Annotated in this window: 15 protein-coding genes; 5 read left to right on the forward strand and 10 right to left on the reverse strand. The window is 47.1% G+C overall.

Annotation, left to right across the window (positions count from 1 at the left end; translation table 11 throughout):
- The first annotated feature begins 128 nt into the window (after window positions 1-128).
- The 4 genes from ACOJUN_RS01220 to ACOJUN_RS01235 all read left to right on the forward strand — a co-directional run bounded on the left by ACOJUN_RS01220 (window position 129) and on the right by ACOJUN_RS01235 (window position 4,344).
- Window positions 129-2,459 carry a DUF1631 family protein gene (locus tag ACOJUN_RS01220; RefSeq protein WP_422134864.1) on the forward strand — a complete coding sequence of 777 codons (2,331 nt, stop codon included), beginning with the start codon at window positions 129-131 and terminating at the stop codon, window positions 2,457-2,459.
- A 65-nt stretch (window positions 2,460-2,524) separates the two neighbouring features.
- Window positions 2,525-2,848 (forward strand): Hpt domain-containing protein, encoded by a 324-nt coding sequence (locus ACOJUN_RS01225; protein ID WP_422134865.1) that lies wholly within the window; start codon window positions 2,525-2,527, stop codon window positions 2,846-2,848.
- A 246-nt stretch (window positions 2,849-3,094) separates the two neighbouring features.
- Window positions 3,095-3,667: a sigma-70 family RNA polymerase sigma factor gene (locus ACOJUN_RS01230; protein ID WP_422134866.1), complete on the forward strand. Its 573-nt coding sequence runs from the start codon at window positions 3,095-3,097 to the stop codon at window positions 3,665-3,667.
- Window positions 3,652-4,344 (forward strand): anti-sigma factor, encoded by a 693-nt coding sequence (locus tag ACOJUN_RS01235; protein WP_422134867.1) that lies wholly within the window; start codon window positions 3,652-3,654, stop codon window positions 4,342-4,344. Before ACOJUN_RS01230 ends, ACOJUN_RS01235 begins: the two co-directional genes overlap by 16 nt.
- Before the next feature lie 42 nt (window positions 4,345-4,386).
- Here ACOJUN_RS01235 and ACOJUN_RS01240 read toward each other — a convergent pair whose 3' ends face one another.
- Window positions 4,387-5,076, reverse strand: coding sequence for an SDR family oxidoreductase (locus ACOJUN_RS01240; protein WP_422134868.1), 690 nt, complete (start codon window positions 5,074-5,076; stop codon window positions 4,387-4,389).
- Window positions 5,069-6,073 (reverse strand): adenosine deaminase, encoded by a 1,005-nt coding sequence (locus tag ACOJUN_RS01245; RefSeq protein ID WP_422134869.1) that lies wholly within the window; start codon window positions 6,071-6,073, stop codon window positions 5,069-5,071. Before ACOJUN_RS01245 ends, ACOJUN_RS01240 begins: the two co-directional genes overlap by 8 nt.
- 200 nt (window positions 6,074-6,273) lie before the next feature.
- On the opposite strand from ACOJUN_RS01245, the gene ACOJUN_RS01250 reads away from it, so the two are divergent.
- A complete protein-coding gene (locus ACOJUN_RS01250) occupies window positions 6,274-6,993 on the forward strand; it encodes a hypothetical protein (RefSeq protein WP_422134870.1) in 720 nt (239 codons plus the stop codon).
- 70 nt (window positions 6,994-7,063) lie between these two features.
- Here ACOJUN_RS01250 and frdD read toward each other — a convergent pair whose 3' ends face one another.
- From frdD to ACOJUN_RS01290, 8 genes are all read right to left on the reverse strand, one after another.
- Window positions 7,064-7,414 carry a fumarate reductase subunit FrdD gene (gene frdD, locus ACOJUN_RS01255; RefSeq protein WP_317145485.1) on the reverse strand — a complete coding sequence of 117 codons (351 nt, stop codon included), beginning with the start codon at window positions 7,412-7,414 and terminating at the stop codon, window positions 7,064-7,066.
- A gap of 11 nt (window positions 7,415-7,425) precedes the next feature.
- Window positions 7,426-7,812 (reverse strand): hypothetical protein, encoded by a 387-nt coding sequence (locus ACOJUN_RS01260; protein ID WP_422134871.1) that lies wholly within the window; start codon window positions 7,810-7,812, stop codon window positions 7,426-7,428.
- Entirely contained in the window at window positions 7,812-8,558 is a 747-nt protein-coding gene (locus tag ACOJUN_RS01265; RefSeq protein WP_422134872.1) for a succinate dehydrogenase/fumarate reductase iron-sulfur subunit, read from the reverse strand. The genes ACOJUN_RS01260 and ACOJUN_RS01265 overlap by 1 nt, the downstream gene beginning before the upstream one ends.
- Window positions 8,559-8,572: 14 nt before the next feature.
- Window positions 8,573-10,375 carry a fumarate reductase (quinol) flavoprotein subunit gene (frdA, locus tag ACOJUN_RS01270; protein ID WP_422134873.1) on the reverse strand — a complete coding sequence of 601 codons (1,803 nt, stop codon included), beginning with the start codon at window positions 10,373-10,375 and terminating at the stop codon, window positions 8,573-8,575.
- Between the two features lie 444 nt (window positions 10,376-10,819).
- Window positions 10,820-11,485: an HrpE/YscL family type III secretion apparatus protein gene (locus ACOJUN_RS01275; RefSeq protein ID WP_422134874.1), complete on the reverse strand. Its 666-nt coding sequence runs from the start codon at window positions 11,483-11,485 to the stop codon at window positions 10,820-10,822.
- Window positions 11,464-12,171 (reverse strand): SctK family type III secretion system sorting platform protein, encoded by a 708-nt coding sequence (locus ACOJUN_RS01280; protein ID WP_422134875.1) that lies wholly within the window; start codon window positions 12,169-12,171, stop codon window positions 11,464-11,466. Before ACOJUN_RS01280 ends, ACOJUN_RS01275 begins: the two co-directional genes overlap by 22 nt.
- Complete coding sequence (gene sctJ / locus ACOJUN_RS01285) at window positions 12,168-12,959, reverse strand: type III secretion system inner membrane ring lipoprotein SctJ (RefSeq protein WP_422134876.1); 792 nt, start codon at window positions 12,957-12,959, stop codon at window positions 12,168-12,170. Before sctJ ends, ACOJUN_RS01280 begins: the two co-directional genes overlap by 4 nt.
- A 78-nt stretch (window positions 12,960-13,037) precedes the next feature.
- Entirely contained in the window at window positions 13,038-13,454 is a 417-nt protein-coding gene (locus ACOJUN_RS01290; RefSeq protein WP_422134877.1) for an EscI/YscI/HrpB family type III secretion system inner rod protein, read from the reverse strand.
- Window positions 13,455-13,487: the final 33 nt, after the last annotated feature.

Consider the following 13,487-nt stretch of genomic DNA (forward strand, 5'->3'; position numbering starts at 1 on the left):
GACAAATAACTACATGCATTGGCTTGAGGCATAACCTGAGTCTGTTTCAGGCCAGTTAGACAGGCCACTCAATAAAAGGACCAGAGCCAAACTCAGATCTGATTGTCATACAAGGAGTAGTAAGATTTATGACAGGAACGTTGAGCAATGTTGTAACGCTACCGAGTTCGGCAAAACTCTCTCAGGTCGGTGAAATAAACACCGTTCTCATTAATGCTTTCCAAAAGAGGATATTCCCCCCTGTCGATCCTATTCTTACTGACCTGATTCAACATCTGGTAGAGCTTTCTGAGGCTGGCGAAAACAATGTTCAAATTATGCAGTTCATGGAAGCCAGGCAGAACCTGATAAGATCAGAAAGTGAAATCATAGAATACTTCCGGATGGAAGTATTAAAACATTTTCATGATTTTGAAGAAGAGGACAATACAAACACCTCCATATCCCAGGGTGAGTTGTCATTAATTGACAATGGCGATCTTGAGAAAAAACTGGCGTGGCAGTCTGCCGCCAGACAGCTCAGCATGAATGACCATCTTCAATACTTCAACAATATTCAAAACAGGCTGTCCGGATTAATCCATTATGAGCCGGAGAATAATCCACTCGGTGCTCAGAAGATCTGTGAGAGTTTTGCGCAGGCACTATTTCCCGCTCAGCTGGAACCGGAACTGACCCAGGAGCTGCTTTTACAATTTGCTGTCAAGATAAAGCCTGCAGTGATGGAGCTCTGGCATGAAGTAGACGATTACCTTGACTCTATCGGCCTTGAAATCAGTAAACCGGCTACAAAAATTGCAGAAATACCTGAAGATGAACCCTTTTCAAAATCGAAACACATTCAAGTATTATCAGCGGGGAACAGCAGAGATACTGTTCCCCGAAATAAGCAAGAAGCGCCTGCACCTGATACGAGTCAAAAAACGGAAGACTCATCCCACATCTGGAATGAAGCATTCATAAATGAGCTGGCAAACAGGCTGCTTTCCAGAGTAGAAGGACTCCTGAATGCTCCGTCAAAGGCTCCTGATGCTACGGTGAGTTGCGATGCCAGTCTGTTTGCCAGCGTCGAGCTAGCCAGCACCCTGACATCTATACAAGAAGAGCTCTCAAGTCAAAATGCCTCTATCTTCAGCCTGGCAGAGTCTATAAAAAGCGCTTTGAAAGACAAAGGCGTAAAACAAAAACTATCACCAAGGCACCGTGACCTTATCAACGTGGTCGGCATGCTGTTCGAGTTTATTCTGGACGATCATGAGTTACCGGATGAAGTTAAAAAACTGATTGGCTTACTTCAGATTCCCGTTTTAAAACTGACTTTGCTGGAAGAAAATTTTTTAACCGATCGCCACCATGCGGCAAGAGAATTGCTCAATGACATGACTTCGGCTGGCATGCGTACGACACTGGAGCCAGAAACCGAGAAGCCAGTCATCGAGTTGATTGAAGGCACCATCAAGTACATTATCAAAAACTTCACAGAAAACCCTGATATATTTTCCAGTTGTCATAAAACCTTTAACGAAAAATTACTTAAAATCAGGGGGTCTATAGAACAGAATCAAACCACGACAGAGCCCAATCAGACTAAATCTGTCGTACATGAAGAGGTTGTCGTTACCGAGGCTATTGCTCCTGAAGCTGAAACAGGCGAGGTAACCAGCGAGTTCCAGCTCATCATCTCCAATCTTATTTCTACACACCAATATACAGTACCAGAGTCCATGGAAAAGCTGGTTAATGACGTTTGGTCTGATATTCTGGAGAGTGTCCTTAGTCACTCAGAATCAACAGACGTTTCATGGTTCGATGCCATCAATACACTGGATATTTTGTTATGGAATCTACAAACTGATCACCGTGACTCAGTCTCAACTCAGGACTGGCTTCTGTTGAAAACTATGTTACTCGACTACCTCAACAAAACCAGTCATGACCCCTTTATCGTAGTTGAATGGATGAATGATTTGGACGCACTAATATCAATACCCAGTGAATTCCCCAGAGAAGAAGTCATTACTGTATCCCCCGAAGATTCAACAGCAGAAGAAGTGCATCCAGAACCGGATACCGAAGAGATCGTACTCCAGAGTAAGAGGTTAGATGATTCTGACCTTGAATTAGGTGCTCTTACCCCTGAAGTCGATGATAATGTTTCAGAAGATGACGAAGTCAGCGAAAAGAATACTCTTGATGAACATACCGGAGTGCAACTAATTGTAGGCCAATGGGTTGAATTCATAGGCAAGAAGGATCAGCATTTCCGTTGCAAGCTCTCCTCTATCAATGCAGTCACCCATCGCTATACCTTTGTTAACAGCTCTGGGATGAAAGTTGCCGAAATGTCCGGCTATGCACTCAAGTCCGGCATAGAAAATGAGCGCATCCGTATTATTGAAGACACTCAGTTCTTCGATAAGGCTCTGCATGCCGTGATGAACAAATTCCTGAAGTTTTAGCATCTATCGACGACACATATTCTGAATGCTCTCCAGAACTGATCAAGATAAAAAGGAGGTATCCATTGATCGACCTTGGGAATCTGCGACAGCTCACCGAGGAAGATGCTCCTCTCATGCAGACGCTTCTGGATGAATTCCTGAACACCACAGAAGAAGATCTCAGGTCTCTGGATCAAGCGGTTGAAAAAAAGATGCATCAAGAGATCGCCAGTCTGGCACACCGAATCAAAGGCTCTTCTATGATTGTGGGAGCCAGCCAGCTGATACAGCTGACCAATGAGCTCGAAGAAGTCGGCAAACGCGCTGAAAATGAGAAGTTCGAATCATTACTTTCTGCTATCAAAGAGTGTTACAGCGGTGTTTCTGAAGCTATCAGAAAGCTGTAAAGACCACGACTACAGTTGTCTGACGGGAGCTGTACTCAAACCGGAAAGATCCTGCCGGATAATCTCAGCAGCCAATGTTACCGGAAGCATTCCGATGACCCGGATCAAGGCTACAGAACCACTGTTGCATGCACTCTTTGTCTGTTTTAAGACAGTCAGACAGGATACGAGTCTTTTATGGAGGTTTGATGGGAGCGATTTATCCGGTAGAGTAACGCCTCTTAACCCATAAACAGAACGTGCGGAATGAGTCTGACCTCCACCCCACTATCAACACCCTCTCCACAGAGCCTTGCTAAAGACTTGGCCAGGTGTGCCCGGGGGGAACAAAAAGCCTTAAAAAATCTTTACCAGCAGACTTCGGCGAAACTCTTTGCCGTGATCCTGCGTATATTGAAAGACAGGGAGCTTGCTGAAGACTGCCTTCAGCAGGTTTATATCAAAATCTGGCAGGCATCATCCAGCTATAACAGCAGCAAGGCTGCTCCTATGACCTGGATGAACACCATTGCCAGAAATCAGGCACTGGACCATTTGCGAAAGCTGAAACGAGAGCCCCAGATGGAAACGGAAACCCTTGACTTGCAGGTCGACCAGAGTTCCAGCCAGGAACAAATGGTGACGGACAGGCAGAACAGTCAAGAGGTTCACCGCTGTCTGAAAACTCTGAATGATAACCAGAGACGCTGTCTGGAACTCAGTTATTTTGATGGAATGACTCATCAGAATCTTTCTAACCAGCTGGAGGTTCCTATTGGCACCGTGAAAACATGGATTCGACGTGGACTGATGAGGTTGAAGGAATGCATGACCGCTTAGACCTGAGCAATCCTGATGAAAGAAATCAGGCTGCAGCAGACTATGTGCTCGGTTTGCTGACGCCCGATGAAAAAGCTCAATTTGAAGTATTGATGGCCGTGAGCCACGATGCTCAGCGTGAAGTTGATGAATGGCGAGAGCATCTGGATGTTCTGAACGAGGCTTTACTTCCTGTGAAGCCGCCAAAATATATCTGGAAAAATATTCAGAAAGCCACCAGCAACAAAGAATCATTCTGGAGCAGCCTGAAGTTCTGGCAAGGTACCGCTTTTGCCTCTGTTGCCCTGGCTCTTTTGATGGCTCTGGCGAACTTCCAATCGGTCAACCCGACAGGTATGGAGTACGTTTATGTCGTCAATAATCAGGAAAAAAGCCCCGGGTGGATTCTCAACGCATCTCTGGGCAGTAAAAAGCTGGTCATGGAGACCGTTCAGCCTGATTCCGTCCCTGAAGGGAAAGCCTGTGAACTATGGTTGATGATGGATGGTGTTGAGCCCATTTCTCTGGGAATGCTGCCTGAATCAGGCACTAAAGAGATGACGATACCCAGGGGGTGGGCAGAAAAGCTTTCCAAAGCGAAGATTGTAGTCACACTGGAGGACCAGAAGGGCGCACCCAACGGCTGGGATATGGGGCCTGTTCTGAACAAAGGAAACTGGAGTACACGGACTTATTAAACTCATAGACACTGCCTGTAAAAGCAGTGTCTAACCTTATGATTACCAGGGGATCAGGGCACCATCATAGTTAAAAAACTGACCACTGTTCTCCAGCCCAAGCCGCTCAATCACTGCAATCAGTCCTTTTATGGAGATTCGGGTATCAATCAGAGCATTGGGTCCACCCATATCAGTCAAAACCCAACCCGGGTGACAGATAGCAACACTGATTCCCTTATCCGACAGATCGTGCGCCATACTCTTGCCAACAGCATTTAATGCCGCTTTTGTGGAGCGGTAAATGTAGCTTCCACCGCTTGTGTTATCAGCGATACTGCCCATTTTGCTGGTCATCAATACAATCTTTGAACCCTGAGGCATGAATTCAACCAGCTCCTGCACCAGCAAAAGAGGTGCAATAGTGTTGACTTTCATGACCTTGAGCCATTCTTCAGACTCAACTTCGCCGAATTTTAGTCGCTGACCGTAGATGCCCGCATTATTGACCAGTATATCGATCTGCTCTCCCTGCAACGTGTTCTTCAGATTCGTTCTCTGTGCAGGATGGGTGACATCCAGAGGCACCGTCTCCAGCTTTTCACGGTGTTGCTGCTTCAACCTCAGCAGATCTTCCGCTGACTCCGGTGCCCGACAACAGGCATAGACCTTGTCGCCTTTTTCCAAAAACTGCCTGCAATACTCAAGACCCAGACCCCGGTTTGCTCCGGTCACCACCACCGTTTTAGTCATCACTTAACTCCTCATAAAGACTGTCCAGACGAGCCAGATACTCAGACCTTTCTGAACGCTCAAGAAAACTGGCATTGAAGCTGTTTCGAATCAATTGATAAACAGACTGATCGTCCAACCCTAACGCTTGCTGCATAGCACGGAAATTGTCGTTGATATAACCACCAAAATAGGAGGGATCATCAGAATTGATAGTGACACAGAGTCCTTTGTCCAGCATCTGCTTAAGATTATGGTCTGACAGTCTGTCAAATACACACAACTTGACGTTCGAAAGGGGACACACTGTCAAAGGAATTTTGTTCTCAACCAGATATTGAACCAGACTTTCGTCATCCAGGCATCGAACACCATGATCAACCCGCAATACTTTCAGTGCCTTCAAAGCCCCCCAAATGTACTCTGCCGGACCTTCTTCTCCTGCATGAGCAACGGCCTTCAACCCAGCCTGTCTGGCTTTGTCAAAGACCTCGGCAAACATCTCCGGAGGGTTCCCCAACTCAGTAGAGTCGAGACCGACAGCAATCATTCTCTGATGCCAGGGTTTCGACATTTCAAACGTGTTCAGCGCTGCCCCGGCACCCAAGTGTCGGAGAAAACACATAATGATGTGACTGCTGATACCCAGCTGTTTCCTGCCATCCTGAAGTGCGGCATCAATGCCTTCAAACACAGTGCCAAATGCAATACCTCTATCGGTGTGGGTCTGTGGGTCAAAGAAAATCTCGGTATGGATCACATTGTCCTTTTGACAGCGCTCAAGATACGCCCAGGTCAAATCATAGAAATCCTGCCCGGTCTGAAGAACCCGGGCGCCGGCATAGTAAATATCCAGAAAGGATTGCAGATTGGAAAACTGGTAGGCATCCCGGACGTCGTCGATACTTTGGTAGGGAAGGCTGATTTTATTTCTTTCAGCCAGAGAAAACATCAGTTCGGGTTCCAGAGTACCTTCAATATGCAGATGAAGCTCTGCTTTGGGTAACGTGTCAATCATGGAAGAGTCTGCCTTTTCATCTGCCATTGAGGAAAGTCGGGAGTTCATTCTTGAATGAATACTGCATTTCCACGCTAAAAAGAGCTATTCTTTCAGAAGATACTCACAATACTGCTCTGCCTGCAAATCAGGCAGCGATATCAGCAAGAATGCTTTCGCTTTCAGGCGTCCTTTCTTGCTAAAAACCACGGAATGGTACTATGTCGAAAATTGATGGCTCAGGACAACCGCTCCCCCAGACACAATTTGACCCCAAAAAACCCCTTGTCGATGAAGGCAATGCGTCTGCTGATCCCGCCCAAGCGAAGAAATATCTCTCATCAGAGAAGCCAGAGTCAGGACCAGGAAACAAGTCGATTCTCTCCAGAGGTATCAAAACAACGCCCTCGGAAGGCAAATTGGCGCCTGCAGAACTGGGCATGATGTTGGAGTTTTTTAAAGAGGGTGATTTAGTCGGTGCTCAGATGTCCATGGATCGCTTCATCAAGGACCTGAATCAACTGAATAAACTGATCTCAACCTTACCAAAAAATCAGTCAGATGGAGCCATGAAACTGTTAGCCGGCTTCGCTGGCCAGCTCACTGCTGAAGATATCGTCAGTAAACTGGTGGTTTCAGACGTTTCATTGACAGAGCAATTTGAACAAATCAGTGAGTATATGACTCAGCTGGGCACTTCAGAGAACCCGGTCAGAATCATTGCCAAAGTCAGGGCCCATGACTACCTCGATAACAGCAGGCTTGGGCAGGATCTTCTCCCGGAAATGGTTGAGCGTACGGAAAAAGAATGCCTCTCTTCTTTAAGTCAGATGATCAACAAACTGGGGGTGAAGTTACAGGAAGGGGAGCTGACGCCTGATCAGCAGAAGGCCCTGGAGCAGCAACTTCGTCAGATTCGCATCGAAATGTCCGCTTTATAACCGGGCTTAGAAAGAAGAAAAGCCGTCAAACACTGTCTGACGGCTTTTCTTGATCTGAAATCTCTTTAATTCAGACCAGTACCAGCATCACAGTCACCACACTCAAAACCAGAGTGGCTCCATAAAGCAGTGCTTTCAGCCCTGCCCCCGGATGAAAACCCAAATCATGCAGTCCGTGGTAAATCCGGTGGATACAGGCCCAGTAGGAAGGCACCAGGGCGACCAGAAGAACCAACTGTCCAATCAGGTTATTCAGGAAGAAACCTGACATTCTTTCATAAGAAAGCGCTTCTGCAGGAATCACGCCCAGAGATACCGCCAGGATCACCAGGATCACAGCCGGGAAGAAGAAGGCGATTGTCGTGCCACCAGCGCCAAACAGGCTCCAGAGCAACGGCTCAATATGTCTTTTCTGACTCATGACTCTCTCCCTCAAAACCGCACTAGAGCTGCAAAAATAATGACAGAAACTGCTGCCAGACCTGCATACATCAGTTTATTGACCAGATTATCAGCCACCATCTTGCGAATCTGCTGAGGTAATACCCGTGGTGTCATATCAAAATAGGTGACTGCATGAAACAGAGTCATCCCCAGTGTCACAACAGTGAACAAAATCATCAGAGGATTAGCCTGAAAAGACAGCCAGGCCTCCCAGGCATCTTTTCCCCGGGTTAGCTGAAGAATACCGAAGAACAGGTTGATACTGTATAGCGCATCAAACAGAGAGGTTGCTTCCCTGACCATATAGGTGCGGTAAAAAGGATGATCCTTATACCAGGTGCGCTTCATGGGGCGCACATAAGGACGACGACTCATCACTTGCCTCCTTTACGCGGCATCAGGAAAGACAAAGCCCAGTCCTGGGCACCCTGCAACTTGTTCTGGTTGATAGCAGCAGCCGGATCGACATTCTTCGGGCAGACCTCTGAGCAATAGCCCACGAAGGTACAGGACCAAACACCATTCTTGCCCTGAATGACTTCGGTACGCTCATCATAACCATCATCCCGCGTATCCAGATTATAACGGTGTCCCAGTGCAATAACGGCTGGGCCCGTAAACAGCGGATTAATTCCCATTTGCGGGCAGGCTGAATAGCAAAGCATGCAGTTAATGCAGCTGGAGAACTGCTTGTAAAGGCTCAACTCTTTGGGTGTCTGTCTGTTCACACCTTCTACAACCGGTTTTTCCATTGCGTTGATGATGTAGGGCTTAACGGACTCCAGTTTTTTGATAAAGTCTTCTGCATCCACCACCAGATCCCGCTCAATCGGGAAGTTAGCCAGAGGTTCTACCCTGATAGTTCCCTTGTAATCCCTCAGGAAGGTCTCACAACCCAGTTTTGGTGTTCCATTAATGACCATGCCGCAGCTACCGCAGACAGCCATACGGCAAGACCAGCGATAGGCCAGGGAAGAGTCCAGTTCGTCCTTGATGTATTCAAGGGCATCCAACATGGACCACTCTTCGAGGAAAGGCACCTCAAACTTGCCATAACCGGGCTTCTCATCGCTTTCCGGGTTGTACCTCAGAATCTTGATGTTGATTGTCTTGTGACTCATTTTCAGCTCTCCCGTCACTTTGTATCAGACGCCGCAGCACTCTTTTCAGCCACAGCGCCCTTCTCAGCCGCTGCACCGTAAACACGCTCTTCTGGCTGATAACGAGTAATATTGACGTTCTGGTAGTCCAAACGGGGAGCTGAGTCACCGTTATAGTAGGCCAGAGTGTGTTTCAGGAACTTCTCGTCGTCACGGTGTTCGAAGCCATCAATCCGCTGGTGAGCACCACGAGACTCCTTGCGATTCAGGGCGCCTACAGCCATGGTTTCAGCGACAGCGAGAGAGCTTTGCAACTCAAAAGCCTGCAAGAGCTCAGTGTTGAAAGCCTTGCTGCGGTCTTCAACCCGAACGTTACGAAAGCGCTCACGAAGCTCTGCAATCTTGTCGACCCCTTCCTGCATCTCTTCGCCGATTCGATAGATACCAAAACAACGCTCCATAGTTTTCGCCATCTCATGACGAATGTGAGAAGCTTTTTCAGTACCCTTTGCGTTGCGCAGGTTTTCGATGCTGACCAGGTGCATTTTCGCCTGATCCATTAGTTTTTTCTCATCGGACATTACAGCCTGTTGAGCAAACCCGGCTGCTTTATCACCCGCCAGGGCACCGAATACCACCGTTTCTGCCAGCGAATTTGAGCCCAGACGGTTGGCACCATGCATACCCACGCTGGCGCATTCACCCGCAGCGAAGAGGCCGGGAATATCGGCGGCACAGCTGATATCAGTTCGGATCCCCCCCATGGTGTAATGAACCGCAGGACGAACCGGGACAGGCTGATGAACAGGATCAACACCTACATAGTTTTTAGCCAGTGAGCAGATCAGCGGCAGGCGCTCCATCAGTGTTTTTTCACCCAGGTGACGAAGATCCAGCAGTACGGCATCACCCAGAGGGGTTTCAATGGTATTGCCCTTGCGCTGCTCATTCCAGAAAGCCTGAGAGAGCTTGTCACGTGGGCCCAGTTCCATGTACTTGTTCTTTGGCTGACCCACCGGTGTCTCCGGACCCAGGCCGTAATCCTGCAAATAGCGATAGCCATGCTTATTGAGGAGAATACCGCCTTCACCACGACATCCTTCCGTCATCAGAATTCCTGAACCGGGCAGACCGGTTGGGTGATATTGAACAAACTCCATATCTCTCAGGGGCGCACCCGCTCTCATAGCCATGCCATGACCATCACCGGTCACAATGGCACCATTAGTGTTGAAGCGGAATACACGACCAGAACCACCGGTTGCCATAATCACGGCTTTAGCCAGAAAAACCTTCGGCTCACCGGTTTTAACTTCAATAGCCACCACACCCTGAATACGGCCCTCTTCAACAATCAGGTCAGTAGCAAAGTACTCGTCAAAACGTTCAATAGCAGGATATTTGACAGATGTCTGGTAAAGCGTGTGCAACATGTGGAAGCCGGATTTGTCAGCAGCAAACCAGGTTCTCTCAATCTTCATACCGCCAAATGGACGTACATTAACATTACCATCCGGTTTCCGGCTCCATGGACATCCCCAGTGTTCCAGCCGAATCATTTCTTCAGTAGCATTCTGAACAAAGTAATCGACAGCATCCTGATCACAGAGCCAGTCACCACCCGAAACGGTATCCTTGAAGTGATTCTCGAAAGAGTCATGATCCTGAATAACGCCAGCCGACCCCCCTTCTGCTGCCACAGTGTGACTGCGCATCGGGTAGACTTTTGAAAGCAGTGCGATATTCAGGTTTGGGTCTTTTTCTGCAACCGCTATAGCTGCACGAAGGCCAGTAGCGCCAGCACCTACAATTGCAACATCGGTCTTAATGACCTGCATTTTATGCCAACCTCTTCTGAAGGTCCGGCCTTTCAGTCAGGCAGCAGCCTTCATCAAAACCGGACAGGGGTGAGTGAAATCGTCAGAAAGGAAACCTTTTGGGTAATCTCTGGCTACTGCCTGATGGATGGTTGGATTTTCAATGCTCACATTGAAAGCCAGTATAGCTCTATTCAATGCTCTTTATGGCTGATGCAATGACAGTGGCCAACCAAACCCATTAACAAGTTAATAAGTTGAATATACTCACTAAGAACATCTTAAACAATCAGTTCAAATCTCATAGTTATGAGTATTTAACACATACTGACTCTCACAGGGGGAGTACAATGTCCGAACCATTATTATTCACACCAAAAATACGGGTAAGCCAGTATCTGAATATGACTCAGGGACTGAGAAAAAACGATCAGGGAAGGTTATCGCGTTATATATGAATCACAATCATTTTGGCTCATCGAACATGGAGTGATCGTTGGTAATACTGGTTACAGCTTCAGAGTTAATTCTTTCAAAGCGTTTTTGTAGCGCCTTGATTTGCAGATCCACACTGGCATCAACAACCCCGATGTCACTCTCCATGATACAGTCACCGGTAGACAGACGCTCATCCGAAACAAGATCTATAAAGCCTACACCTTTGTATTCCCCCAGTATTTCATTGAGTCTTGCTTTAACCATCTTGAATTGACTGGGAGGGATACGTATGGTGACTTGCTTCTCATTTCTGACATGCTGTAGGGCATTTTTTACCAGACTTACGGCAAGTTCTTCCTGATCATATTCACCAATTATTTTTTTAATCCCCGACATCAGAATATCAGCCAGGGCTTTCTCCACCTCTGAGAGATAGTTTATGGTTCGACTGACAACCTTAAGCATCTGCTCAGCCTGATCCACCTTACCTTCTGCTAAACCTTCTTCAAAACCTCTCTGCTTTTCTTTCTCATAGGCCTGACGAGACTGCTCCAGTATTTCTCTGGCATGCTCCCGAGCTTTGCTGACGATTTCTTCAGACTCAAGATAGTCTGCATAATCTTGTGATTTCAGGACTTTGGCTGACGGGTCAATCGTCAACTGTCCGGAAGTCAGACGAACAGGTGACGCCATTCTCTATTCACCTCTTTATGAACTTTAACGACCAGTGTCTTGCACTGATTGATATCCAGGTCCGATTTCTCTGAACTCCGGTCTGAACTCCAGATAGTATCGCGAAATGAAACAGGCAGTTTTAATTCCAGCCTTTTGATAAAGGCAGGAGAACTCTCTGAGAAAGCCCTTCCAAGCACCTGAAAACCGGATTGCGTAAGATATCGTTTAAAACTATCGAGATGATCCCAGTCAATCAAAAAACTTGGCCCCAGATCAGTTCCGATGCGACTGAAAAACTGCGCCTTTTTAACCGCGAAACGAAACCCATCCTCACCCAACGTTTTCTTTAGCAACAGCCTTTCCCGCTTACGAAGGGTATTTCGAATAACACTTTCGTTGAGAATAATACCCAAATAAAAAGCCAGTTTTGTAATGGCTTCTTCGTCAGCCAGCGCTACTCTTTTGTGCTTTTCATCAAAGTCGTAATCAAAGTCGTTGCTAAGATCAAACTCTTTTAATAAAAAATGAGACAGATGAAAATCTGCATTACCGGCCTTTCTGAGCTGTTTGACCAATGGTGATAACTTGATGGTTTGCAACCAGCTGTGATGGATAAAGCGCACCAGGTACAGGTTAAATTCAGCAATGGACTGAAACAGTTCTAATTCAGGGTCCATCTGAAGGTTTGGTTGCTCTGTGTTCATTCAGTCTTCCTGACTTTCTTCTTGCCTTTCTTCATAAACATCATCCAATACAGTGCTCCACAACCAGCAAGGGTCATGATCAAAAGAAACAGGAGCCCATAGATAACCCCTCTCAAAGCCCCTGCAGAAGAAGGATTGACCTTAACGAAAAATACCGATTCCATTTTGGGTGCAGCACTGCTCCCCTGATTAATACGGGTAGCAGGAAACAGAGAAACCGTGATTTTATCCAGGGACAGTCCTTCAATACTGTTAGACACCAGTGTTTTGACCTTTGGAATGAAACCCGCCAGCTCCAGCTCTGGTGTGTACTTGATAAACACAGAGGCCGATGAAGGGTAATTGACGTCACTCAGAGAATCCTGCTCCTGAGGCAACACCACATGAACACGAGCGGTGATGACACCATCAATCATGGATAATGTTGATGAAAGCTCCTGTGACATGGAATAGGTATAACGAGCTCTCTCTTCAGTGGGTGAGGAGATCAGACCATCTTTCGGAAAAATATCACCAATGGAAGAGTACTTCTCCTTGGGATATCCATAACCACGCAACAACTTGATCGAACGTGAAACTTCGTCAGATGGCACCATCAGGGTCACCATCTTTTCTTTATTAATGAGCTTCTCTGCAGGTATGCCCCCATCCAGCAGGATAGCCAGCATATCATTGCCTTCCTTTTCAGAAAGACCAGAGTAGAGCTCAACCTTACACCCGGCCAGCAGAAAGCTGAGACAGATGACTCCCAGGTATTTCAGAGTACGGTGCACAGTTCCCTTGATCATGAACGGGTGACTCCGGCTGTATTTCTGGATCCAAAATAACCAGACAGCTGTGCACCTGCTTCAGGACTCCGTCAGGAATTACTGATTGCGCAGCAGAGTATCAAACGTCTGGGTACTCTTACTGACAATCTTCCCTATGTAGTCCTCGGTGACCATCAGGTTGGTCATGGCCATCTGGGTTTTAAACATGTCCTGCATGGTCATGGTTTCACCAGGCTGCAGGTTGGAGACGACATTCTCTTTACCTGCTTCAACATGCTCTCTTAACCCCTGCATACCTCTGAGAATCTTATCTCCCAGAGTCAGGGCTCCCCCTTCTGGCTGACCAACAGCTGATGCAGCTTGTATTGCCTGCTGTCCATCGGCATCACCTGACAGCAAGTTGCCAAATTTATCTGCCGCACCTGCATCCACTTTCTCCGGAACGGCAAAGGTTTCGGCAGATTCAAGTGCTTTCTCTGTCAGGCCTTTTGAGTTGATAATATTTTCGGCCATATAACAGACCTCTTGAGTTGGTCACAGTTTTCA

It is taken from the genome of Endozoicomonas sp. ALD040 (assembly GCF_049275945.1).
In the GTDB taxonomy this organism is placed as follows: domain Bacteria; phylum Pseudomonadota; class Gammaproteobacteria; order Pseudomonadales; family Endozoicomonadaceae; genus Endozoicomonas_A.

Coding starts and splice junctions, on each gene's coding strand:
- sctJ (WP_422134876.1), bottom strand. CDS start 12,959: ATGATCAAGGGAACTGTGCACCGTACTCTGAAATACCTGGGAGTCATC.
- ACOJUN_RS01230 (WP_422134866.1), top strand. CDS start 3,095: ATGAGTCTGACCTCCACCCCACTATCAACACCCTCTCCACAGAGCCTT.
- ACOJUN_RS01260 (WP_422134871.1), bottom strand. CDS start 7,812: ATGAGTCGTCGTCCTTATGTGCGCCCCATGAAGCGCACCTGGTATAAG.
- frdD (WP_317145485.1), bottom strand. CDS start 7,414: ATGAGTCAGAAAAGACATATTGAGCCGTTGCTCTGGAGCCTGTTTGGC.
- ACOJUN_RS01220 (WP_422134864.1), top strand. CDS start 129: ATGACAGGAACGTTGAGCAATGTTGTAACGCTACCGAGTTCGGCAAAA.
- ACOJUN_RS01235 (WP_422134867.1), top strand. CDS start 3,652: ATGCATGACCGCTTAGACCTGAGCAATCCTGATGAAAGAAATCAGGCT.
- ACOJUN_RS01250 (WP_422134870.1), top strand. CDS start 6,274: ATGTCGAAAATTGATGGCTCAGGACAACCGCTCCCCCAGACACAATTT.
- ACOJUN_RS01265 (WP_422134872.1), bottom strand. CDS start 8,558: ATGAGTCACAAGACAATCAACATCAAGATTCTGAGGTACAACCCGGAA.
- ACOJUN_RS01275 (WP_422134874.1), bottom strand. CDS start 11,485: ATGGCGTCACCTGTTCGTCTGACTTCCGGACAGTTGACGATTGACCCG.
- ACOJUN_RS01240 (WP_422134868.1), bottom strand. CDS start 5,076: ATGACTAAAACGGTGGTGGTGACCGGAGCAAACCGGGGTCTGGGTCTT.
- ACOJUN_RS01290 (WP_422134877.1), bottom strand. CDS start 13,454: ATGGCCGAAAATATTATCAACTCAAAAGGCCTGACAGAGAAAGCACTT.
- ACOJUN_RS01245 (WP_422134869.1), bottom strand. CDS start 6,073: ATGATTGACACGTTACCCAAAGCAGAGCTTCATCTGCATATTGAAGGT.
- frdA (WP_422134873.1), bottom strand. CDS start 10,375: ATGCAGGTCATTAAGACCGATGTTGCAATTGTAGGTGCTGGCGCTACT.
- ACOJUN_RS01280 (WP_422134875.1), bottom strand. CDS start 12,171: ATGAACACAGAGCAACCAAACCTTCAGATGGACCCTGAATTAGAACTG.